The 21,616-nt window shown below is 68.8% G+C and carries 21 protein-coding genes; 12 read left to right on the top strand and 9 right to left on the bottom strand.

Annotated features, from left to right (window positions below; genetic code table 11):
• Positions 1–57: 57 nt before the first annotated feature.
• Positions 58–612: a DUF7344 domain-containing protein gene (locus EP28_RS13400; protein ID WP_049984496.1), complete on the bottom strand. Its 555-nt coding sequence runs from the start codon at positions 610–612 to the stop codon at positions 58–60.
• 256 nt (positions 613–868) lie between these two features.
• Between EP28_RS13400 and EP28_RS13395 the strand changes: the two genes are divergently transcribed.
• On the top strand, positions 869–1,726 hold the full coding sequence (locus EP28_RS13395; RefSeq protein ID WP_049984495.1) for a DUF8054 domain-containing protein: 858 nt from the start codon (positions 869–871) through the stop codon (positions 1,724–1,726).
• Between the two features lie 75 nt (positions 1,727–1,801).
• Here EP28_RS13395 and EP28_RS13390 read toward each other — a convergent pair whose 3' ends face one another.
• Positions 1,802–2,329, bottom strand: coding sequence for a DUF7344 domain-containing protein (locus EP28_RS13390; RefSeq protein WP_049984494.1), 528 nt, complete (start codon positions 2,327–2,329; stop codon positions 1,802–1,804).
• Between the two features lie 566 nt (positions 2,330–2,895).
• Between EP28_RS13390 and EP28_RS13385 the strand changes: the two genes are divergently transcribed.
• The 8 genes from EP28_RS13385 to EP28_RS13350 all read left to right on the top strand — a co-directional run bounded on the left by EP28_RS13385 (position 2,896) and on the right by EP28_RS13350 (position 12,486).
• The gene (locus tag EP28_RS13385; RefSeq protein WP_049984493.1) at positions 2,896–4,404 is read left to right on the top strand and encodes a vWA domain-containing protein; all 1,509 of its coding nucleotides are present in this window, start codon (positions 2,896–2,898) and stop codon (positions 4,402–4,404) included.
• Between the two features lie 125 nt (positions 4,405–4,529).
• Positions 4,530–5,861, top strand: coding sequence for a SipW-dependent-type signal peptide-containing protein (locus EP28_RS13380; protein ID WP_049984492.1), 1,332 nt, complete (start codon positions 4,530–4,532; stop codon positions 5,859–5,861).
• Positions 5,862–5,993: 132 nt separating this feature from the next.
• Positions 5,994–7,703 (top strand): vWA domain-containing protein, encoded by a 1,710-nt coding sequence (locus tag EP28_RS13375; protein WP_049984491.1) that lies wholly within the window; start codon positions 5,994–5,996, stop codon positions 7,701–7,703.
• A 234-nt stretch (positions 7,704–7,937) separates the two neighbouring features.
• Entirely contained in the window at positions 7,938–8,714 is a 777-nt protein-coding gene (locus EP28_RS13370; RefSeq protein ID WP_049984490.1) for a hypothetical protein, read from the top strand.
• A complete protein-coding gene (locus EP28_RS13365) occupies positions 8,711–9,838 on the top strand; it encodes a DUF7467 domain-containing protein (RefSeq protein WP_049984489.1) in 1,128 nt (375 codons plus the stop codon). Before EP28_RS13370 ends, EP28_RS13365 begins: the two co-directional genes overlap by 4 nt.
• On the top strand, positions 9,838–10,836 hold the full coding sequence (locus tag EP28_RS13360; RefSeq protein WP_049984488.1) for a signal peptidase I: 999 nt from the start codon (positions 9,838–9,840) through the stop codon (positions 10,834–10,836). The genes EP28_RS13365 and EP28_RS13360 overlap by 1 nt, the downstream gene beginning before the upstream one ends.
• On the top strand, positions 10,836–11,555 hold the full coding sequence (locus EP28_RS13355; RefSeq protein WP_049984487.1) for a hypothetical protein: 720 nt from the start codon (positions 10,836–10,838) through the stop codon (positions 11,553–11,555). The genes EP28_RS13360 and EP28_RS13355 overlap by 1 nt, the downstream gene beginning before the upstream one ends.
• A gap of 133 nt (positions 11,556–11,688) precedes the next feature.
• Complete coding sequence (locus EP28_RS13350) at positions 11,689–12,486, top strand: ZIP family metal transporter (protein WP_049984486.1); 798 nt, start codon at positions 11,689–11,691, stop codon at positions 12,484–12,486.
• Positions 12,487–12,501: 15 nt separating this feature from the next.
• Here EP28_RS13350 and thiD read toward each other — a convergent pair whose 3' ends face one another.
• On the bottom strand, positions 12,502–13,413 hold the full coding sequence (gene thiD, locus EP28_RS13345) for a bifunctional hydroxymethylpyrimidine kinase/phosphomethylpyrimidine kinase (protein WP_049984485.1): 912 nt from the start codon (positions 13,411–13,413) through the stop codon (positions 12,502–12,504).
• 85 nt (positions 13,414–13,498) lie between these two features.
• Between thiD and EP28_RS13340 the strand changes: the two genes are divergently transcribed.
• Positions 13,499–14,203: a DsbA family oxidoreductase gene (locus EP28_RS13340; protein WP_080506158.1), complete on the top strand. Its 705-nt coding sequence runs from the start codon at positions 13,499–13,501 to the stop codon at positions 14,201–14,203.
• A 71-nt stretch (positions 14,204–14,274) separates the two neighbouring features.
• Here the strand turns inward: EP28_RS13340 and EP28_RS13335 are convergent, their stop codons facing one another.
• The 4 genes from EP28_RS13335 to EP28_RS13320 all read right to left on the bottom strand — a co-directional run bounded on the left by EP28_RS13335 (position 14,275) and on the right by EP28_RS13320 (position 18,613).
• A complete protein-coding gene (locus tag EP28_RS13335; protein ID WP_049984484.1) occupies positions 14,275–15,075 on the bottom strand; it encodes a phosphatase PAP2 family protein in 801 nt (266 codons plus the stop codon).
• Positions 15,072–16,910 (bottom strand): ABC transporter substrate-binding protein, encoded by a 1,839-nt coding sequence (locus tag EP28_RS13330; protein ID WP_049984483.1) that lies wholly within the window; start codon positions 16,908–16,910, stop codon positions 15,072–15,074. The genes EP28_RS13335 and EP28_RS13330 overlap by 4 nt, the downstream gene beginning before the upstream one ends.
• Before the next feature lie 122 nt (positions 16,911–17,032).
• On the bottom strand, positions 17,033–18,232 hold the full coding sequence (locus EP28_RS13325) for a hypothetical protein (protein ID WP_049984482.1): 1,200 nt from the start codon (positions 18,230–18,232) through the stop codon (positions 17,033–17,035).
• Between the two features lie 78 nt (positions 18,233–18,310).
• Complete coding sequence (locus EP28_RS13320) at positions 18,311–18,613, bottom strand: DUF7091 family protein (RefSeq protein WP_049984481.1); 303 nt, start codon at positions 18,611–18,613, stop codon at positions 18,311–18,313.
• 167 nt (positions 18,614–18,780) lie between these two features.
• Here EP28_RS13320 and EP28_RS13315 point away from each other — a divergent pair, with 167 nt between their 5' ends.
• Positions 18,781–19,614, top strand: a complete 834-nt coding sequence (locus EP28_RS13315; RefSeq protein ID WP_049984480.1) for an NAD+ synthase — start codon at positions 18,781–18,783, stop codon at positions 19,612–19,614.
• A 26-nt stretch (positions 19,615–19,640) separates the two neighbouring features.
• On the opposite strand, the gene EP28_RS14500 is transcribed toward EP28_RS13315, so the two are convergent.
• Both EP28_RS14500 and EP28_RS13310 read right to left on the bottom strand, forming a co-directional pair.
• Positions 19,641–19,790: a DUF7563 family protein gene (locus EP28_RS14500; protein WP_196219654.1), complete on the bottom strand. Its 150-nt coding sequence runs from the start codon at positions 19,788–19,790 to the stop codon at positions 19,641–19,643.
• A 203-nt stretch (positions 19,791–19,993) separates the two neighbouring features.
• A complete protein-coding gene (locus EP28_RS13310; protein ID WP_049984479.1) occupies positions 19,994–21,109 on the bottom strand; it encodes an anthranilate phosphoribosyltransferase in 1,116 nt (371 codons plus the stop codon).
• A 268-nt stretch (positions 21,110–21,377) separates the two neighbouring features.
• Here EP28_RS13310 and EP28_RS14495 point away from each other — a divergent pair, with 268 nt between their 5' ends.
• Positions 21,378–21,536, top strand: a complete 159-nt coding sequence (locus EP28_RS14495) for a DUF7317 family protein (protein ID WP_196219653.1) — start codon at positions 21,378–21,380, stop codon at positions 21,534–21,536.
• Positions 21,537–21,616 lie beyond the last annotated feature (80 nt).

The raw sequence follows: 21,616 nt of genomic DNA, 5'->3' as shown, positions 1-21,616 counted from the left end.
TTCCGCCTCGCTGGCCCCTCTCCCCGCCGCGGCGTCACTCGGCGTTTCGTCACGCGATCACCCGATCCGGTTCCGTCTCGTCACCGTCCGGTGGACGGCCCCGGAGATACCGAACAGCGCCGCGAACAGCCCCGCGTACGCGTAGCCGGACAGCCACGCGAACGGGACGGTCCCGATCCACGCCGCGCCGGCCAACAGTCCGCAGACGACTCCGAGCCCGAGGTAGTACTCGCCCCAGAGGATCTCGTTTTGCCCGACGATCTCGAGGTACACGTCCAGGTCGCGTCCCTCGTCGGTGAGCGAGGCGAGCCCCCTGTCCGGCTCGTACTCGATGAACCCGCTTTTCGCAAGCTTCGGGAGGTGAGACTGGTGGAGCGCGGTGTACACGCGCTTGCGCTGTTTGTACGTCACCGCCGGGATCTCGACCTCGTTTTCCCATGCGGCGATCTGTTCGGCGATATCTCTGACTCGCGCTTCGGCGTCGACCTGCTTCAGATACCGGATCGTGTGCCGACGCCGCCGATTGCTCAGCGCCGAGAACACCTCATCGCGGGAGGGTTCTCCGCTCTCGGTCACGGGAGGCTTTTCGATGGTCGTGAGTTGTGATGTCATAGCTCAGGCACAGTATCTCACAGAGATGTTTACCCCATATAACATATCAGTTTCCCTCATAGAGATACATCTCAGAAACCCGTGTGTAGTGCTATCTCGTGTCTATTCTGTGGCTGTACTGGAACTGTGTGTCATCTTTCCAGACCATTCGACAGCGCCGACTCAGGCTCCTCGGAGTCGCGTCCGACGGCTGTCGCGACGTCCGGTCCGCGGTAGGCTGCCCATACATACGACCGCGTGTCGCCTCCCTCTCTGTATGACTGCCTCACACACGATTGGCCGTCTTCGACGCCCCGAGTACACCGGTGAGAACCGCTGTGTCCCGTGTACGATCGTCAATCTCGGCATCGCCGCCGCGCTCGCCGCCGTGATCGCCGTCGCGGTCGGGCCCTCGCTCGGGCCGGCGCTCGCCGCGGTCGTCCTCGCCGGATCGCTCGTCGCGATCTGGCTCCGCGGCTACCTCGTCCCGGGGACGCCGGAACTCACGAAGCGCTACCTCCCGTCGTGGGCGCTCGCGTTGTTCGGGAAAGACTCCGACCGGCACGCCGAATCGGCCGCCGTCCCCGACGGCTTCGATCCCGAAGCGTATCTCCTGTCCGCGGGCGTCCTCGCGGAGACGGCGGACGGGAGCGACCTCGCGTTCGCGCCGGAGTTCGCCGACGCGTGGCGGGACGCCCTCGACCGGGAGGGCGCGGTCGCCGCGGCGCGCGCGGACGACGACCTCGCGGCGCTGTCGACGCTCACCGGGCTCGACGAGGCGACGCTGTCGCTCGACTGGCGCGGCGCATCCGGCGTCGCCCTCGCCGACGACTCCGTGATCGGCCGCTGGGAGTCCCGACCCGCGTTCCGTGCGGACGTCGCCGCCGACCGCGTGCTGGCGACGAGCCGAGACGACTGGATCGCCCTCCCGCTCGGGGCTCGCAGCGCGGCCCTCGGCGCGCTCCGACTGTTCGTCGACGAGTGTCCCGCCTGCGCGGGAGACGTGGCGCTCGAAGAGCGCGTCGTCGAGTCCTGCTGTTCCTCCCGTGATGTCGTCGCCGCTCGCTGTCACGGCTGTGACGCGCGGCTGTTCGAGATGGACCTCCCCGAGTCGATCGCGGCCGAACGCGACTGACCGGCCGGCGTCACGTCTCACTCCCGGCGAGCGTTCTCACCGCCGGCGTCACGTCTCACTTCTCGGCGAGGGTTCTCACCGCCGGAGGTGACGAACCACGGAGAACCGGTTGATCCACAGTTGATACGCGCTGGCGGCGGCGAACAGCCCGAGCGCGAGGCTCGTCCAGAGCATCGGATCGACCGCCGACACGCCGGGGGCGTCGAGGTGTGCAGCGAGCACAACGAGCAGGGAGCCGGTGCCGAGCGCGCGGTACAGCTCCGACCACGTCACGCCGCCGCGCGCGACGATCTCGGTGTAGAGCCCCACGTCTCGCGCGTGCCGCGAAAGTTCTATTGTCTGCGTCTCGCGGTCGTACTCGATCACGCCGAGCGCCTCCAGCTTCGGGAGGTGCGTCTGGACGAGGGAGGTGTAGACGCTCTCACGACACCGCGTCGGCGGGGGCGTCTCCCCGGTCTCGCGGCCGGCGACGAGCGTCGACAGCTCGTGGACCGTCACCACGCCGCCGACGTCGGTGAGTTGTTCGAGCGCGCGACGGCGGCGCTCGTTCGCGAGGATGGCGTACACCTGTTCGGCCGGGAGGACGTCGTGTCTGAACTTCATGGTGAGGTGGGTCGGGCCCGCGACGCGGTGCCCGACTGGTACACCTTCCCGTGCGCGAGGTGAGAGCATATGTATGGGCTCGCTACCCCCGCACCGAGCGCGGCGCGGCGTCTCCCAGTTCCCGTCTCGACCGCCGTTCGACGGCGATACCGGTGGACTCCGGCGGGGACGGCGCGGTCCCGGTTCGAGTAACGCGGCGAGACGATCCGACGCGCCGCTCGCCCGGCAGTCGGTCCGTACCGCCTCGGCGAGTGCGAGTATGGCGTCCGTTCCACTTCGCCCCCGCGAGTATGACCTCCCTGCGGCTCCGATCCCCGCGAGTAGGCACGTCCGACCGTCGGTTGAAGGTGTCGTGTAACCGCCTCGAAGAGTTCATGTGACCGCCTCGAAGGGTTCGTTTGACGCGATCGAACGGACGATTCGATTCGTCGCTTGAGGCGTTCTACTCGTCGAATTCCTCGTTTGACTGTGACATGGCTGCGCGTAACTAGGTAGCTATCCCCTAGAGGGGGTAGTAACCGACTTCCGCTGGCCGAGCGCGGAACGGGCGTGAGTCGGGTGATACCATGAAACCGGACACCAACGACACGATCGGACTCTCGCGGCGCAAGCTGCTCGCCGGCCTCGGCGCGGTCGGCGTGGCCTCCGCGGGCGCGGGACTGGGAACCACGGCGTACTTCAACGACACGGAGACGTTCGAGGGCAACACGCTCACCGCGGGCGAACTCGATTTGAAGCTCGACTACAAGTCGACGTACCTCGGCGGCCCCGGCCGTCTGGACGACGTCGTCGACATGGGCTACCCGGACGCCGAAGACCTCGGCGACGGGCGGTACCTGCTCGACCAGACCCCGAGCCCCGCGGACATGCAGGCGTGGGAAGACCTCGTCATGGAGGACGACTTCGACTTCTGTTCGCCCGAGGCGGACGAGTACCTCGTCAACGGCGACGGGATCCCAGTGTTCACGCTCGACGACGTGAAGCCCGGCGACTCCGGCGAGGTGACGATCAGCCTTCACATCTGTGATAACCCCGCGTACCTCTACCTCGCGGGCGAGATCACGGAGAACGCGGAGAACGGACAGTCCGAGCCAGAGGCGGCGGTCGACGAGACCGGCGGCGACCCCGGTGATGGCATGGGCGAACTCGCAGACTTCATCGAGGTCTGCGTCTGGTACGACGAGGACTGCGACAACGTGTACGAGCCCACCGGCACGGGTCAACAACAGGAACTGGAGGTCGCCCTCGTCAGCGACACCTCCGGCTCGATGAGCGGCTCGAACCTCTCGGCGCTGAAGACGGCCGCGACAAGCTTCGTCGGTAACCTCTCCTCGCCGGACGAGGCCGCCGCGATCTCGTTCAGCTCCGGGACGGCGCTGGACCAGGAACTGACGACGAACTACCAGTCCGTCCAGAACGCGATCAACAACTACACGGCGGGCGGCCAGACCAACGTCGCGGGCGGGATCTCGGTCGCGGAGGACGAACTCCTCACCGGGACGAACGCGACGCCCGGCGCGTCGAAGGTCATGATCGTCTTGACCGACGGGTTCGAGAACGTCGGAGACGCGCGCGACGCCGCTGACGACGCCAAGAACGCCGGCATCCGCATCTTCGGAATCGGGCTCGGAAACAGCGTTGACACCGACCTCGTGGAGGACATCTCCTCGTCGCCTGACGACGCGTTCTTCGCGCCCGACCCGGCCGACCTCGACACCGTCTACGCCGAGATCGCGCAGATCGTCTTGGAGGGCGAACAGAAGATCGCCTCGGGCACGATGAGCGAGGTCTTCGGACAGCTGTCCGAGGGCGTCGCGCTCGACGGCAACCGCCAGGACGAGGGTCGCCAGCCGTACCCCGGCGCGACCACTCAGTGCATCGGCTTCGAGTGGACGCTCCCGGCGGAGGTCGGCAACGAGATTCAGACCGACTCCGTGGCCTTCGACCTCGCCGTCTACGCCGAGCAGTCGCGGCACAACGACAACCCGCAGGTGGCGTTCAACGGGACGGAGGCGAACAGCACCAGCCCCGGCCCCGCCCCCAACGGCACCGGCAACGTGAGCGGCTCGAACTAGCTCTTTGGAGCTGTCCAACCACCCCGAGCGATCACTCGCTCTCCTCCCCGTTCGGCACCCGACGTGGGCGGCCGACGCGGCGGTTCGCGACCGCCGGCGGGACTCCCCCTTGGGGGTGATACACAATGAACGACGACACAATCGGACTCTCGCGGCGCAAGATGCTGGTCGGACTCGGGGCTGTCGGTGTGGCCTCTGCGGGGGCGGGACTGGGAACCACGGCGTACTTCAACGACACGGAGACGTTCGAGGACAACACGCTGACCGCCGGCGAATTGGACCTGTTCGTCCACGTCGACTACTCGGAAGACCAGGGCAGCTACGCGCAGTACTCCACGCCCTCCGGGACGTTCATCGACGGCAACGTCGTGGGCGGCGGCGACGGCGAACCCCTCAGCATCCAGGTCTCCGACCTGAAGCCCGGCGACTCCGGCGAGGGCGAGTTCTGCTTCTCGGTCGTCGACAACCCCGCGTACATGTGGATGTGCGGCGAGCTGACCGCGAACGACGAGAACGGTCAGACGGAGCCCGAGACGGACGCCGACGAGACCGGCGGCGACCCCGGCGAGGGCGCGGGCGAGATCGCCGAGGCGATGCAGGTGACCGTCTCGTACTGTACCGACGACGGCGAGGGCGGAAACGTGGTCGGCGACGAGATCGTCTCCGGCTCGCTAGCGGAGGTCATGCTCGCGTTGCAGGCCGGCGTCCCGCTGTCTGGTGACGGCGACGCCGACGCGCCGCTCGCGGACCGCCCCGCGTTCGAGGGCGTCACCGAACCGTTCGTGGACGATGCGCCGAACACCGCAGCGCAGTGCGTCTGCGTCGAGTGGGAGATACCGGTCGAGGTCGGCAACGAGATCCAGACGGACTCCGTGGCGTTCGACTTCGAGTTCTACGCGGTCCAGGCCCGCCACAACGACGGGACCCACAACCCCTGCGTGGACGAGACCGTCGTCACCGCGTACGACAACGACTGGAAGGGCCAGACTCTGGGGAACCCCACCGAGGGTAACGTCTACACCAGCGTCTCGTTCGGCCAGAATCAGACCGTCCTGAGCTTCGCGTTCGACGACGACGGCGACGGCGTGGACTTCCTCGACACCGGAGACTACCCCAGCACGAACCTCCCCGTCGCGGTCGACGCGGACGCGGACGGCACGCACGACTGGCAGGTCATCTGGCAGCCGAACGCCGCGTTCCCCGACGACCCGTTCGGATACCAGCCGAACACCGGTGGGAGCTACGGCCCGGCGCAGTCGCTCCCGGCCGGATTCGGTGCGGCGAAGTTCGGGAACACGATCGTGGTCTCTGTCCCGCGCAGCGAGATATCCTCGACGTTCCGCGTGCTCGCGTACGGGAGCACGGGCGGCGAGGGGCCGATCGCGAAGGTCAACGCCGACCCCGCGGTTGGCCCGGACTTCTACGACAGCAGCGACGCGATCGAGTTCAGCGAGTGACGCCGACGGCGTGACGCGCTGACCGGCCACGCGGCTGACACGCAGACGACCACCTCCCATACCGGACCCGCGCGGGCGGCCGGGACGGCGGTTCGACCCCGCCGGTGGGACTCCCCTCGGGGACTCCCAATCATGACAGACAAAGAAACAATCGACACGGTCGGTCTCTCGCGGCGGACGCTCCTAGCGGGCCTCGGCGCGGTCGGCGTCGCGTCCGCGGGGGCGGGACTGGGAACCACGGCGTACTTCAACGACACGGAGACGTTCGAGGACAACACGCTCACTGCCGGTCAGCTCGACTTGCTCGTCGACTGGCAGCAGACGTACGACTTCGGTGAGGGTCACCGGTTCGTCAGCGCGCATCCCGACCACGACGGCGACGGCGAGCAGTCGGTCGAGATAGACGGCGAGGTGTTCACGTACAGCGACTTCCCGGACGTGGACGACGAGGACAGCAACGGCGCGAACATCCCGGTGCTCGACTGCGAGACCATCCCGCCGCTCTCTGCGGCCGACTTCGGAACCGACCCGGTCACGGGCGAGGAGATGGAGACGCTGGTCCAGTTCTCCGACGTGAAGCCCGGCGACTCCGGCGAGATCACTTTCTCGCTTCACCTCTGTGACAACCCCGGCTACATCTGGATGCAGGCGGGCAACGTCACCGAGGACGGCGGCGCGTTCACGGAGCCCGAGTCGCTCGTCGACGCGGACAACGCCGCGGACCTCGCGGACGCCATCGAGACGACGCTGTGGTACGACGAGGATTGTGACAACGTCTACGACGGCGCGGATCCGGTCGACATCATGCTCACCCTCGACTTCTCCGGCTCGATGCTGTACGACCAGTACGGCGGCCTCGTCACCGCCGACCCGATTCAGGTCAACGGAACGACGTACCCGGAGACGACGAAGATAGACCTCGTCGAGCTCGGTACTCGCCAGTTCGTCGACTACCTGCAGTCGCAGAACGCCGACGTGCAGGTCGGCGTGGCGTACTTCGACGGCGAGGGAAGCGACGACACCGAGCCGCGAACCGGCATCGTTCAGCCGCTGACGAGCGACCTCTCTGCGGTCGACTCGGCGCTCTCCGGGCTCCGACAGAAGCTCGCGAACGTCGTGAGCGGCGGCGCGGGTTCCACCCCGTTCGACGGCGACGGCGACCCGGACCCGTTCTCGAACGCGAACGGCATCGCGACGGGCACCTACATCGGTGAAGGCGTCGACGACGCGCAAGATGAACTCGCCGCGAACGGCCGTCCGGCGGCCGACAAGCGCAACATCGTCCTCTCGGACGGCGAGTCGTTCAACGGCACCGGGAGCACCCAGTTCTCCTCGCCGACCGGCGCGGCGGACGACGCGCGGGCGGCCTCGCCGACCCCGGCGACCGACGTCTACGCGATCAACGTCGACGGCAGCGCCGGCACGCTACAGGCGATGGCCGGCCCCGCGGGCGGGGCCGGCGGCGATCCCGCGTTCTTCAACGACGTCGACGACCCCCTCAACATTCCGACCGTGTTCGGCAACCTCGCGGCACAGACCGCACAGGAGAAGGTCATCATGGCGGACACGCTCGGCAACGTCCTCGACGCGCTCGCCGACGGCACCGGCGTTCCCCTCGACGGGAACCGCGCGACGCCGCACGACGAACTCGGCGACGCGCCCGACGACGCGACCCGCGATCCGTTCCGCGGCGACGGCGTGATGCACTGCGTCGCGCTCTCGTGGGAGCTGCCGTTCGACGTCGGCAACGAGGTTCAGGGCGACACGCTCGGCTTCGACCTCGGCTTCTACACCGAGCAGGCGCGTCACAACGACGGATCCGGACCGGAACAGGCCGCCTGACCGCGGAACGCGGGACAGCCGCGGCGGGCGGAACAGCCACGACGAACTCGGGACAGCCGCGGCGGGCGGATCCCCGCCTCTGAGAGGGCCGCGCGGCCGAGTAGGTGACGCGGACCGATCGGGTAGGTCGTGCATACATACGGACGCAGGGGGCGTGAGACGACCATCGGCGGCGACGGAGACCGATGGATGTCGTCTCGGACAGAACCGCACACGAAACACACACGACAGCACATGACACACAAAGACACACAACTCACGCGGCGACAGACGCTCGCGGGCCTCGGAGCCGTCGGCTTCGCCGCCCTCGGTGCCGCGACCGGCCGGTCGGCGGAAACGGCCAGCCGGGAGGCGTATCCCAGCTACACGTACGCGCAGTCGGACACGCCGTGGGACCTCGTGGTCGGGTGGCGACGCACCGAGAACGGGGTCGTGGTGGGGTCGAGTCCGACCGACGCCGTGACCGACGTCGAGAACGCCGGTATTCGGCTCGTCGACGTCAGCAACGCGCTCCCTGGGGACCGCGGGACCGCGAGCGTCGGCCTCTGGCTCGACGACCCGGCGAACACCGCGCCCGACGGCGTCCGCGTGTGGCTCCGCGTCTCACCGCAGGTCGACACCGCCGACGCCGCGAGCGCCGCGCTCGCGGAGCGCATCTCGCTCGACGTCCGGTACGACACCGGGATCCTCGGGATCGGCGGCTGCGGAGGTGCCGAGGGAGACTTCGCCGCGTACGGCGAGTCCATCACCGACGGTACGCTGGCCTCGTTCGATGGCACCGACCTTGCGGAAGGGATCGAACTGAATCCCGGGCTCTTCGACAGCGGGTGTCTCACCGCTGACGAGCGGCGGTGTCTCGTCTTCGCGTGGGCGTTCGACACCGACGGCGGCAACGCCGGACAGGGCGGGACCGTGGACTTCACGGTCGAGTTCGCCGCGGACGACTGTGGGGGCGAGAGTAACCCCTTCGCGGTCGACGCGGACCCCGACGCCGCGGGAGGGACGTCGTGACCCCTGACGACGGCAAACGACGGCCGAGCGGCCTGAGCCGCCGCCGCCTGCTCGCCGGGATCGGCGGCGTCGGTGCGGTCGGTCTGGCGAGCGGGCTCGGCACCGGCGCGTACCTCTCGGACCGCGTGACGTTCGCGAACAACGGATTCGGGGCCGGGACGGTCGAGCTGACGGTCGGCGGCGTCGTCGCAGACGGCGTCGCCGTCGACGTGTCGGGGATCGACCGCGGTCCCGAGGGACGCGTCAGCGAGACGTTCCGCGTCGGCGTCCGGACCAATCCCGCGCGGGTCTGGCTCGCGGCGGAGTGCCCCGACGACGACGCGCTCGCGTCCGCCCTTCGGATCGGCCTCCGCGTCGACGGGCGCTCGATCACGGGCGGACTCCGCCAGTTCGCCGCCGTCGCGGCCGACCTCGTCTCCGGCGAGCGCATCGACGACGGCTGTCTCGACCCCGACGACGCGCTCGCGGTCGAGGTCACAGCGGAACTCCCAGCCGACGCGCCCGACGCGCTGGCCGGGACGGCGACCTCGCTTCGGCTCCGCCTGTACGCCGAACAGTGCCGACACGTCAGCGAGGCGGACGCAACGGGCGCGAACCCCTTCGCCGGACGGGGCTGTGAGGGTCCGGCGTGCGTCTCCTGTGAGGACGAGAACGGCGTCGCGATCGGATCGCTCACGCTCCGCTACCGCGGCGACGAGGCCGCGCGCGTGACCGTCGCCGCCACCGGCGGCGGTGCGGGCGGCGTCGGCACGGGCGGGACCGTCGTCTTCGCCGGCGACGTGGCTCCGAACGAGACGTTCGTCGTCGACGGCTCCGACGCGCACACGAACGGCGACCCGGGCTGGATCGGGCCGAACATCTACGTCGACGCCGACGGCGAGACCGCTGACGGCAACGACAGTGACAGCGACGCCGCTGACGGGAACGACGCCGACAGCGACGTCGACGACAGCGGTCCGGGAACGGACAACGGCGGGCCGAAGCGCCCGGCCGGCGTCACGATTCACACGAGCTGTTCGGTGCCGCTCGCGGTCGGGATGCGGTTCGGCGAGAACGGCGAGTTCGAGATTGCCGGCGGAACGACGACGGCCGGTGAACTGCTCTGCGGCTCGGAGGAGAACTGATGACACCCATACCCACCTCACTACGGCTGAACCGAGCGGCGAACGTACTCGGCATCGTCGTGTTGATCGCCCTCGTGGCACCCTTCGCGGTGTACGCGGCTCCGGAGGTCGTCGGTGCCGACGAGAGCTTCGTCGTGCTCACGCCAAGTATGACTCCCGCGATCGCCCCCGGTGACGTCGTCGTCGTGGCCGAACGCGACCCGACCACGGTCGTCGAGAACGACGTGATAACATTCGTCCGCGGGTCGAGCGACGTCCCGGTGACACATCGGGTGATCGGCGTCGTCTCCACGCCCGGCGGCGTCGCGTTCGAGACGAAAGGCGACGCGAACGAGGGTCCCGATCCCGGACTCGTTCCCGGCGCGAACCTCGTCGGCGTCGTGGTCCTGACGATCCCGTACATCGGATACGTGATCCAGTTCGCCGGCACGCGGGCGGGGTTCATCGCGCTGGTCGTGCTCCCGTTCGGACTGCTCGTGGCGTCGGAGCTGTGGAGCATCGTCCGCTCGCGGTCCGGCGACGCCGATGATGCACCCGCCTCGGTCGATCCGGAGACTTCGGTCGCCTCGGCGATTTCGGTCGCCTCGGCGATTTCGGTCGACTCGGCGACTGCTGACGTCGCCGAGACGGCCGCTGATTCGATGGTGACCGACGATTCGACGATGACCGCAGACGAGACAGGCGCGATCTCGGTCGACGCGGTCGGTGGCGCGGCCGCGGTGCTCGCCGTGTTCGCGCCTTACGCCGTCTACGCGGCGGTCGAACTCCGGAGCGCGGCGTCGATCGCCGCCGCGGTCGCGTCGGCGACGGTCCTGCTCGGCGCGCTCGCAGTCTGGGTACCGGCGAGCGGCGTCCTCGACCGTCTCCGACCGGACGACTCGAAGTCCCTGTTCAAGCGGTCTGCGGAGCCGGTCACGGTCGATCAGTCCTCTGCGCCGGTCACAGACGAGACGCCCGCCTCCACGGCACAGACGGACGGCTCGGGGGAGGTGGAGTGATGCCCGCTTCGCGCGGCGTCACCGCCGCCGCAGTCGCCGTCCTGCTCGTGTGGTGCGTCGCGTTCGGCGGCGGGTACACTCTCGCGGCGCTCTCCTCGACCGCCACCGTCACCGTCTCGTTCGAGGCCGCAGAGAACCTCACCGTCGCGGAACCGGCCGCGGACATCCCCAACGCCACCCGGACCGCGGACGGCGACAACGCCGCTGACCCGTCCGTCGCGACCGACTCCGGTCCGCCGGCGAACGACTCGCTCCCGACCGAGCGCACGAGATCGCCACCCGGCGGCGGGGTCGCTCCGCCGCCGGCAGTCCCGACGCCGCCGGCCACCGACGACGGGAACGGCGGGGAAACGGTAGCGGATCCCGAGAGCGACCCTGCGGCGGACGGCGCGGACGATCCGGAGACGACGGCTGAGACGCCCGACACCCCTGCCGCTGGCGAGCCGGCGGGTGACGGCTCTGTCGACGCCGATGGCGTCGCTGACGAGGACGCCGACGGAAACGGTGCTGACGACGCTAATACTGGCGACGCCGACGCTGACGACGCCGACGCTAACGCTCACGACGGCGGTGACACCAGCAGCGGCGATGGCGACATCGCCGACGCTGGCGACGCCGGTGACGATGGCGGAGATACTAGCACCGCCGGTGCCGGAGGTGCTAGCGACGGCGACGATACCGATAGCGGCGACGCGTCCACCGGTGAGACGAGCGGGTGATCGATTTTCGGCGTCCTCGCGGGGATCGTCCGCGCGCTCGGCTGCCCCCGGGCGACGCCCCAGCGACACCAGTCCCAGCGCGTGAACGCACTCGGCGTATTTATCCGTCGGTGTACCGAACTGCCGGTCGACAATGGTTGACGTCTCCGCGTTCGCGTTCGTCTTCGTCGCGGGGCTGATCACGGCGCTTGCGACGGGGATCGGCGCGCTGCCGTTCTTCTTTTTCGACTCGATAAGCGACCGGGGGAACGTCGCGCTGTGGGGGTTCGCCTCCGGAATCATGGTCGCCGCGTCGCTCTTCGGACTCGTTCAGGAGGGGCTCGCCGAGGGGACGCCGATGGAGATCGGGGTCGGCGTGCTCGCCGGTGTCGCGCTCGTCGTGCTCGCACACGAGGTGCTTCTCGACGCCGAGATCGACCCCCGCGAGTACGAGGAGGCCGACTTCAAGAAGCTCGTGTTAATCTTGGGCGTACTCACGGTCCACAGCTTCCCCGAGGGAATCGCCGTCGGCGTCTCCTTCGCCGACCTCGGACTGGCGGGCGGGACGCAGGTGCTCGGGTTCACGGTGCCGCTTCTCGCGGTGTTCATGACCGTCGCGATCTCGATCCACAACGTCCCCGAGGGGACCGCCATCTCGATCCCGCTGCGGGCGATGGGCGTCTCGAAGTGGAAGATGGTCTGGTGGGCGGTGTTCTCCAGCCTCCCGCAGCCTATCGGGGCGGTCCTCGCGTTCGCGTTCGTCCGGTACGCCCGCGAGTTCCTTCCCTACGGATTCGGGTTCGCCGCCGGCGCGATGGTGTATCTCGTCCTCTCCGAGTTCATCCCGGAGGCGCTCGACACCGGCGCGGCCCTCCCACGAGGCGGGAAGCCCACCCTCGCGGTCGGGATCGTGCTCGGCGTCGCGCTTATGGTGCCACTCAACTTCGTGTGAGTCCGCCGTACCCTCTCACTCTTCTCTGTCGCGAAGGCGTGACTTCCCGCTGTCGAGCACCGTCGGATTCACCGCGCCCGGTCCCTTGCCCACGTCGTAGCCGCACCGGATCGCCTCTCCCATCTCGCCGACTGCGGCTTCGACCGCCGAGGACAGCGGTTCACCGCGTGCGAGCCGCGCCGCGATCGCACTCGACAGCGTGCAGCCCGATCCGTGTGTCGCCTCGGTCGCGATCCGCGGCGTCTCGAACCGAACGACGGTCGTCCCGTCCTCTTCGGTGGCCGACACGGGTTCGCTCGTCTCCGTCGCCGCTGCCGCGCGCTCGCCGAGAACGAGCGTGTCGGTCACGGTGTCGTCGCCGGCGAGGTGTCCGCCCTTGATCAGGGCCGCGTCCGCGCCGCGCGAGACGATCTCTCGGCCGGCCCGCGCTGCGTCGGCCGGTGTTTCGACCCCGCCGCCGACGAGCACTTCCGCCTCGTCGGTGTTCGGCGTGACGAGCGTCGCGGCGGCGATCAGGTCGTCGTACGCCTCCTCGGCCGCGGGAGAGAGCAGCCGGTCGCCGGTCGCGGCGACCATCACCGGATCGACGACGATCGGCCCCGCGAACCCGGCGAGCCGATCGGTTACCGTTTCCACCGTCTCCGCCGTGGCGAGCATCCCCGTCTTCACCGCCCGGACGTCGAAGTCGTCGACGACGGCACTGTACTGGGCGTCGACGTGCTCGATCGGAAGCGTGTGGACATCTGACACGCCGCGCGTGTTCTGTGCCGTCGTCGCCGTCACGACGGCGGTCCCGAAGACGCCGTGAGCCGTCATCGTCTTCAGATCGGCCTGTACTCCCGCCCCGCCGCCGGAGTCACTGCCGGCGATCGTGAGCGCGACGGGCGGCGAGACCGGGTCGTACGCGCTGGCTGTCTCGTCTGTCATACCCGGTGTATATTACCCGGTTGTCCTAAATCGTAGCGATCGCCGCCGTCGAACGCCCTTTGGCGTTCGGGGCCGAATCGGACGTATGTCGAACTCCGATTCCGCCACCGACGCGCCCGATGCTGACGGTTCCGGGACGGCCGACATCGCCGCCGATCCCGTCGATGACGCGACCGACTCCGTCACCGTCTACTCCGATTACGTCTGCCCGTTCTGTTACCTGGGTCGGCAGTCTCTCGCGCAGTACCGAGAGGCGCGGTCCGAACCCCTCGCGGTCGACTGGCACCCGTTCGACCTCCGCGCCGGCAAGCGCAACCCCGACGGGTCGATCGACCACGAGGCCGACGACGGGAAAGACGAGGACTACTACGCGCAGGCCCGCGAGAACGTCCGGCGGCTCAAAGAGCAGTACGGCGTCGAGATGGCCCAAGAGATCGCCACCGACGTCGACTCGCTCCCGGCGCAGGTCGTCTCCGTCCATGTGAAAGAGACCGCGCCGGAGGCGTGGCCTTCGTTCGACGAAGCGGTCTTCGAGGCGCTCTGGCAGGACGGGCGTGACATCGGCGACCGCGAGGTTCTCGCCGACCTCGCGGCCGACGTTGAGGGCCTCGACGCCGACGCGGTCGAGACCGCGCTCGGGGACGACGACCTCCGCGAGCGCGTGACGGGGCTTTTCGATGCCGCGAGAGAGCGGGGAATCACCGGCGTCCCAACGTTCGCGTTTGACGGCCACGCCGCTCGCGGTGCGGTTCCGCCGGAACAGCTCGAACGGCTCGTCGAGGGTGCCTGAGGCGGGAGCACTCGCGCGGTAGCGACGAGCGGAATCGACGGTCCTGCGACAGCGGCAGTCGGCAGCGACGGTCACGCCGTCTCATCCGGGTCGACGATCCGATGGGAGAAGTAGACGCATCCGAAGGCAAGGATGGTTCCGCCGACCACGTCGGTGAGCCAGTGAATGCCGAGATACATGGTCGCTATCACCACGGATCCGGCGAGCCACACGGCGAGCGGCGTCCACAGCGGGTACTCCTCGCGCGTCAGCACGGCGAAGGCGGCGACCGTCACCGAAAGCGACGTGTGAAGCGACGGGAAGACGTTCGTCGTCTCGTTCACCGCGCTCGTCAGCGCGCTGAACTCCGGGTTGTGGGTGTACAGAAGCGACGTCCCGACGTTCAGGTTCCGCGGCCCGTGCGCGAACACGACCGTGTAGAGTGCGAGCCCGATCGCGTAGTTACACCCGTACGCGACGAGCAGCCGCCGCAGCGTCGCCGTCTTCGGCAGCGCGAGGTACGCGAGAAACGGGAACGCGAGCAGGAACGCGTACCCGTACACGTACACCGACGAGAAGTACATCGTCAGTTCGGGAGTGGCGAACGCCTGCTGGAGCCACGCGACGAAGTTGCCTTCGAGCGCCCAGATGAACCCGGTCAGCCGCAGTCCGAACAGCTCTGAGACCGTCTGTAGGGACCCCCGGCCGACGGCGCTGACGAGCAACACCACGCCGAGCGCGAGGAGTTCCCGTCGTGCGTCCCGCAGCCGCGGCACGACGTTCCCCCACAACTCGTACAGCCGGTTCGGTCCGACGATCGCGATCCCGGCGACAAAAAGCGACACGCCGAGCCACAACACGACCGACCGGAGGACAGACAAAAGCGGACTCATTGCTGTCTCGCGAGCAGCCGCCCCTCCTCGTCGAACCGATAGCCGGCGTCTCGGAGCAGATCCCGCGCTCGCTCGACGTCGAGCGAGCCGGTTCCGGCGTCGCCGGCGAACGGGTGAACCGGGTCCGAAGACCGCTCGTCCCACAGCAGGTCGTCGGGGACCCACTGAGGCGAGGCCGCGAGCGGCGACGACGCCGGCTCCGCGTACCCGTCGAACGCCTCCTCGACCAGGGCTTCCTTATCGAGCAGCGACGCGAGGACGCCGCGAAACCGCGGGTTCGACAGCGGTGCCCGCCGCACGTTGTAGCCGACGTGATAGAATGCGCCCGAACGCCCGGTCACGAGCCGGGTGTCGGCCTCACGCCCGATACGCGGGATCGCGTCGGGTCCGAGAGTCGAGACGGTGGCGTCGGCGAATCCGTCACCGACCATCTGGACCGCCGCGATGTCCGAGGGAACCACGCCGACTTCGAGCCGGTCGAACGCCGGCTTTCCGCGGAATCGTTCGGGGATCCCGACCGCCGCGTCCGCCGACGCCTCGTCGTCTCCCGTCTCGGACCGCACGAGGAAGTGATCCGGATTCCGCTCGAAGACCGCAGACTCCTCTGCCGTCGCCTGGATAAACCGGATCGGCCCGCTTCCCACCGGGTCCTCGTTGGGCGAGACGAGCGCCTCCGTCGTCTCCGAGTCGAACTCGAAGCCGGCGATAGTCGCGGCGTCGGTGCGGTCGCTCCACACATGTGTAGGCAGGATCGGGACGCGCAGCGCGCGGACGATCACCGCTCGGCTGACGTTCTCGACGCCGAGCCGAACGGTCCGGTCGTCGACCGCCAGCGCGGATTCAACGACCGAGCTTCTGCCGCGGAATCGCGGCGTCGGCACCGGCGTCTCCATGCTCCCCATCGACGTGTCGCGGAGGAACTCATAGGTGAACGCCACGTCGTCCGCGGTGAGCGGTTCGCCGTCGTGCCAGGTCGCGTCCCGCAGCGAGACCTCGACGGTCTCGGGCCCGACGCGCTCCCAGTCGGTCGCGAGCCACGGGACGACGTCGCCGGAGTCGATCAACACGAGTCGGTCGTACAGGAGCGACGTGAACGTCCCCTGGCGACGATACTCCGCCGCGATCGGGTTCCAGTTCTCCGTGATGCCGCTGTCCGTCGTCACCAACCGGAGCGTGGTCGACGCCTCGGTCCCGTTGCCGTCGATCGCGTCACTAGTCGTCCCGGTGTGATCGAGCGACAACAGGCCGGTGACCGTCAGCGGCTGTCGCTGGTTCCACCCGTCGAACCGCTCCTCGCGGATCGCGGTGAGTGGGTCGGGAAACGCCACGACGGTGAACGGCTGGAGTTCGGTGAGCGAGCGCTGGAGGTCCGCAACCGCCTCGCGTCGATCCGGTTCCGCCCGTCGCTGACGTTCGAGTTCCGTGTCGACGCCGTTGAGATCGGCGAAGCCGAAGGGGTTCTGCCGTCCCACCTCCGGGGCGAACCGCGAGTGCGTGAGCGCGTACATCGCGTCCGGGTCGAACGGCTTCGGTTCGAGAAACTGGCCCACGTACGCGTCGAAATTCTGGTTGATGAGCACCTTCCGCCAGAGCGTGGTCTGATCCAGGGTGTTGATCCGAGCGTCGACTCCCACCGCCTTGAGGTTCTCCGCGAGGTGTCTCGCGATCCGGATCGCGTTCGGGTCCCGGTCTGCGGGCACCGCGTCTATCTGGAGGGTCAACTGCGAGGCCATCCCGCGTCCCGCGAGGTTCCGCGAACGACCGAGACAGCCGCCGCTCGCGGCGACCGCGCCGAATCCCGCGAGTGCCCGCCGTCGGCTGATCGGTCGGGTCATGTGTCGGTGCCCTTTCGTCGCCGGGGTATATTTCTTCTGTGGTCGGCCGTCCACGAATCGATTGATATCCCGCCGTTTCGGCCGACTCTCGGCCGATCCACACGGTCGATCCGCAAGGATTCTCAGATCACGTCGGCGAGCGGGAGCGCCAGCCCGACCGCCCACGCGACCGTCCCCGCGGCGAGGATGGTCCTGTCGGCGGCCGCGCGACCCAGCGCGACCACGGCGAGCGCGGCGACGAGCGCGGTCCGATGGACGATGAGGGCGGGCGGGACCGCGACGCCGAGCGCGGCGAAGTCGGCGACGAACCCCGCGCCGAGCCCCGCGCCGACCGCGAGGCCCGCAGCCGCCGGGTCACACTCACGCGCGAGCGCGGCCACGAGTCCGGGCAGCCCGACGGCGAGGACGAGGTACAGCGGGGCGGCGATCGCCTTGGGCGGGAGCGTCGGGAACAGCGTCTCGACGGCCACGCCGCCGACGCGAACCGCGAGGACGACGAGCGCGAGCAGGACACCGAGCGCCGCGGCCCGCGCGTGTCGGCGCGCCTCCCGGCGACTCCGCCGGGCGAGGTCGACGGCGGCCCGTCGGGTCCGGCTCTGGCGGAGCGTCCCGCCGACCGCCGCGAGCGTCACCGCCGACACAAGTTCGACCACCGTGAGCCATCCGTCGCTCCACCCGCCGTCGATGCCGCGGTACTCGCGGCTGACCTCGGCGTCGACCGCCCCGCGGATGAGTTCGCCTTCCAACCGGTTCCGCGGCTCGGTGATCCCCGGCACCGTGTGTCGCAGCCGGAACCAGTCGTAGTACTCCTCGTGGGCCTGGATCGCCGTGTACGCTCCGTCCGGCGACTCGTAGGCGCGGAGGTGGTCGCGGACGCCGAGATACGAACCGTCGTGAAGCTCGAACGTCTCTCGGAGCCAGATACCGCCCGTCGCCCCCCGGACGTAGCTGTATCGGGTCGAACTCCGCGCGTCGGCCCAGTCGCGCTCGACTATCGCCCGGACCTGATCCGCGTCGGCCGTGGTCGCGGCCTCCGTCTCGTCCGTCTCCTCCCAGTCCGCGTCGGACCGGCGTTCGATCGCACGCCGGGTCGCCTCGGCGTCGGCGTGGACCACGACGTTGATCGCGAGCGTCCGCCCCGCGGCCGACGTGCCACGGCTCGTGTACGGCCACAGTCGGTACTCTCCCTCGACGTCCACGAGCGAGTCCGCGTCGACCGCCGCGTCCGCCGGCTCGGTCGGCGGCCCGGCGAAGACACCGGAGAGCGCCAGCCCGACTGCGACGGCGACGAGCAGCACGGCGACGGTCGTCGTCCGTCTCATGGCTTTCACGAGGAGACGAGGGGCCAAACCGGTTCGGGTGTCTCCTCACCGGACTCGTCTCTCCCCTCTCGGTCGCGGTCACCACGTCTCGACGACGCCGTCGCGAACGTCCTCCGCACATCCCTCACAGTCGGCGTGTCCGGACTCGAAACACGCCGGCCGCCCCGCCTCGTCGACTGGAACGACCCGCCGCTCCGCGTGCCGCCGGCAGACGATCCGCGCGCGCCCCTCCTCGTCGGTCGGGAGGTCGTACCGCGCTGCGCCCATCGCGTCCTCTTCCGAACCGTCGCGCCCCTCCGCGTAGGCGCGTTTGGCCGCCTCGAACTGACGGCCCGCCTCGCGGAGCTGCCGGCGGATGACGCGTTCGAGTCGGTCGTCCATACGGCTTCGTTCGTCCCGCGAACTATAGGTCCGTTGGCCGTCGGGGGCGACCCGCCTGGGACGCACTAGGATCTTGGATCCGACGCGCGGAAGCGAAAAACACGACGAACGTTCAGTTCGCGGAGGAAACGGGGAGGTATTAGTCGCCTCGGTTCCACGGATCGCGCATGAGCCAGACCCCAGCGGAGTCGGTGTTGCTGTCTGACGACCCCCCGCTCGACCTCCGCCTCTCTCCGGTCGAACTCGACGCCGCCCGCGAGCGCATCACGTCGTTCATCGCCGACGTCGTCGACGACGCGGGCGCTGACGGGGCGGTCCTCGGGCTCTCCGGCGGAATCGACTCGACGCTTTCCGCGTACCTCGCGGCCGAGGCGCTCGGCGAGGACCGGTTACACGGGATCACGATGCCGGCCGAGGTGAACGACCCCGACGTGATGAGCGACGCCGAGCGCGTCGCTCACGACCTCGGAATCGCATACGACGTGGTCGAGATCCAGCCGATCGCAGAGCGGTTCTTCGAGGCGTTCCCGGAGGCGGCTGCCGACCGGACGGCGACGGGGAACGTGTACGTCCGGACCCGCGCGGTGCTGAACTACTTCGTCGCCAACGCGGAGAACCGGGTGGTGCTCGGGACCGGCAACCGCGCGGAGGCGATGACGGGCTATTTCACCAAGTACGGTGATCAGGCCGTCGACTGCAACCCGATCGGAAACCTCTACAAACAACAGGTGCGCCAGCTCGCCGCCCACGTCGGCGTCCCCCGCGACCTCGTGATGCAAGAGCCCACGGCCGGCATGTGGGAGGGACAGACGGACGCGGCCGAGATGGGCCTTGACTACGACACCGTCGACGCGATCGTGGCCGTCCACGTCGACGGCGGCCTCTCGCGGTCGGCGACGGTCCGGGAACTCGGCGTGCCGGCCGAGGCCGTCGACCGGGTCGTCGAGTTACACGAGGGCAGCGCGCACAAGCGGTCGATGCCGCCGGCTCCGGAACCGTAGACCAGTAGCGACCGCTCCGAGTCCGCTCAGGCGTCGTGCGCCCGTTGTTTCGTGACCTCCGCGATACCGGCGTTGGCCGAGCAGTTCGGGCACGCGTGGATCTGTCCGCGCTCGTCGGAGAACACCCGAGCGAACCGGTCCGAGACGTGCGCGTCGCAGTGCTCACATGTGGGCATGACGGGGGGGCTCCGGGTGTCTGAAGGCGTTTCGTATCATGGCAGTTCTCCGCACATGAGGGTTGGTCACGAACGCCTAAGTGGCCTTTCCGAACTCCGTCCAAAATTCGTCCGAAAACCTCGAGCCTGCGGCCCGATCGGCTGTGCCGCGTGGGTCGCCGTCGCCGGCGCGACGACGGATCGATAAAAAACGGACCTCCGCCTCAGAAGTCGCGGAGCGCGTCGAGCACGTCCATCGCGGAGCCGTCGTCGATCGCGTCGCGGGCCTGCTGTAGTCCCGCCTCGATCGAGTCGGCGTCCTCGCGGGCGTAGATCCGCAGGGCGGCGTTGACCGCGACCGCGTCGGCGAAGGCGTCCTCACGCTCGCCCGCCAGCACCTCCTCGGTAATCGTCGCGGACTCGGCGGCGACATCGTCGACGGCGAGGTCGTCTTCTTCCAGATCCATCCCGTACTCGGCCGTCTCGATCTCGAAGTCGTCGAACGATGCGCTCTCGCTGCCGGTCTCGACCTCGCTGTCGGATCCACCTTTCTCGCTGCCGGCCGCGGTCCACTCCGCGACCTTGGTGTAGCCGGGGCGGACGTCGTCGTACCCCTCCATCCCCTGGAACATCAGGACGCGGTCGAGGTCGTGGAACTCGCTTTCGACGAACGTGTCGACGACCTTCTTCGCGAACGCGAGGTGGTAGAAGGAGCCGAGGTGGACCGCCGCGCCGGCGGGGTTCGCCAGCGTCTCGATCGTGTTGACGAACGTCCGAACGCCCATCATGTCGCGGCGCTCGAACAGGTCGTCGATCGCGGGATTGAACGCGGGCTGGTAGTAGAAGCCGAAGCCGGTCTCGTCGACCATGTCGGCGGAGTCACGCGGCGTGAGTTCCGTCGCGACGCCGAGTTCGTCTAAGACCTGTTTGTACGCGTCCTGCTTTTGCGTGGGGACGCGGTCGCCCGAGTGGACGACGACGGGAGTTCCGGCGGCGGCCGCGACCGCGCCCGCGGCCACGCCCAAGATCGCGGTCCGACCCTTCCCGTCGTAGTTCGCGCCGCAGTCGACGGGGTCGACCTCGGGCTCCGCGTACTCCACGCGGTCGCACATCACGTCGACGTACGCGCCCAGCTCCTCGGGCGTGTTCCGCTTCCAGCGGTTCGCGAGCCAGAACGCCCCGAGCGTCGTCGGGTCCGGCTCGTCCGCGAGGATGCGCTCGAACGCCTCCGTCGCCTGCGCGCGCGTCAGGTCGTCTGCCGACTTGTGCCCGGAGCCGCAGACCTCGGTCATCAGCCGCTTGAGGGGCCATTCGCCGAACTCCTGAGTCGCCTGAGCCATACGCTTCGTTCGGGGCTCCGCACGAAAAGTCCCTCGTTCGCCTCCCGCGGGGCGGGAACGGACCGCGCCGAACGGCGCGGTCGATCGCCGCCGCGGCCGATCGCCGCCGCAGATCCATGTCACAGACCCTCATACAAAGATGTGCCTTTGTTCACTTCTAGGCGAATTTACGACACAATGCGGTATCATACACGCTAGAAGATTCTGTACCAAGGTGCAAAAAGCGTTAGAGTTATATGTATGTCCATCTTGTGTTGGGTTGTAACCGATGACGTCCAAATCCGTGTCAACCGCGCTCACGCTGTATCGCTCTCGGACCCTCACCCTCGAACAGGCCGCCACTGCCGGCGGCTGCTCGACGACACAACTCGAAGAGAGCGCCCGCGCGTTCGCGCCGTCGGCCGGCACCACTCCCGCTGACGACTGATCCCTCCCGACCCGACTACCACCGAGCGTTGTCACCGCCCGACCGCCTCCGAAACCGGTAGGTACGCGCGGCACCTGATC

It is taken from the genome of Halorubrum sp. BV1 (genome assembly GCF_000746205.1).
In the GTDB taxonomy this organism is placed as follows: Archaea; Halobacteriota; Halobacteria; order Halobacteriales; family Haloferacaceae; genus Halorubrum.
The sequence above is the reverse complement of the archived record's forward strand: the minus strand, read 5'-3'. Positions and strand labels throughout refer to the sequence as shown.

Excerpts from the sequence above, each read along its gene's own strand:
- EP28_RS13380 (WP_049984492.1), top strand. The coding sequence starts at position 4,530 with ATGAACGACGACACAATCGGACTCTCGCGGCGCAAGATGCTGGTCGGA.
- EP28_RS13370 (WP_049984490.1), top strand. The coding sequence starts at position 7,938 with ATGACACACAAAGACACACAACTCACGCGGCGACAGACGCTCGCGGGC.
- EP28_RS13350 (WP_049984486.1), top strand. The coding sequence starts at position 11,689 with ATGGTTGACGTCTCCGCGTTCGCGTTCGTCTTCGTCGCGGGGCTGATC.
- EP28_RS14495 (WP_196219653.1), top strand. The coding sequence starts at position 21,378 with ATGACGTCCAAATCCGTGTCAACCGCGCTCACGCTGTATCGCTCTCGG.
- EP28_RS13310 (WP_049984479.1), bottom strand. The coding sequence starts at position 21,109 with ATGGCTCAGGCGACTCAGGAGTTCGGCGAATGGCCCCTCAAGCGGCTG.
- EP28_RS13385 (WP_049984493.1), top strand. The coding sequence starts at position 2,896 with ATGAAACCGGACACCAACGACACGATCGGACTCTCGCGGCGCAAGCTG.
- EP28_RS13340 (WP_080506158.1), top strand. The coding sequence starts at position 13,499 with ATGTCGAACTCCGATTCCGCCACCGACGCGCCCGATGCTGACGGTTCC.
- EP28_RS13395 (WP_049984495.1), top strand. The coding sequence starts at position 869 with ATGACTGCCTCACACACGATTGGCCGTCTTCGACGCCCCGAGTACACC.
- EP28_RS13390 (WP_049984494.1), bottom strand. The coding sequence starts at position 2,329 with ATGAAGTTCAGACACGACGTCCTCCCGGCCGAACAGGTGTACGCCATC.
- EP28_RS13335 (WP_049984484.1), bottom strand. The coding sequence starts at position 15,075 with ATGAGTCCGCTTTTGTCTGTCCTCCGGTCGGTCGTGTTGTGGCTCGGC.
- EP28_RS13400 (WP_049984496.1), bottom strand. The coding sequence starts at position 612 with ATGACATCACAACTCACGACCATCGAAAAGCCTCCCGTGACCGAGAGC.
- EP28_RS13315 (WP_049984480.1), top strand. The coding sequence starts at position 18,781 with ATGAGCCAGACCCCAGCGGAGTCGGTGTTGCTGTCTGACGACCCCCCG.
- EP28_RS13330 (WP_049984483.1), bottom strand. The coding sequence starts at position 16,910 with ATGACCCGACCGATCAGCCGACGGCGGGCACTCGCGGGATTCGGCGCG.
- EP28_RS14500 (WP_196219654.1), bottom strand. The coding sequence starts at position 19,790 with ATGCCCACATGTGAGCACTGCGACGCGCACGTCTCGGACCGGTTCGCT.
- EP28_RS13360 (WP_049984488.1), top strand. The coding sequence starts at position 9,838 with ATGACACCCATACCCACCTCACTACGGCTGAACCGAGCGGCGAACGTA.
- EP28_RS13325 (WP_049984482.1), bottom strand. The coding sequence starts at position 18,232 with ATGAGACGGACGACGACCGTCGCCGTGCTGCTCGTCGCCGTCGCAGTC.
- thiD (WP_049984485.1), bottom strand. The coding sequence starts at position 13,413 with ATGACAGACGAGACAGCCAGCGCGTACGACCCGGTCTCGCCGCCCGTC.
- EP28_RS13375 (WP_049984491.1), top strand. The coding sequence starts at position 5,994 with ATGACAGACAAAGAAACAATCGACACGGTCGGTCTCTCGCGGCGGACG.
- EP28_RS13320 (WP_049984481.1), bottom strand. The coding sequence starts at position 18,613 with ATGGACGACCGACTCGAACGCGTCATCCGCCGGCAGCTCCGCGAGGCG.
- EP28_RS13355 (WP_049984487.1), top strand. The coding sequence starts at position 10,836 with ATGCCCGCTTCGCGCGGCGTCACCGCCGCCGCAGTCGCCGTCCTGCTC.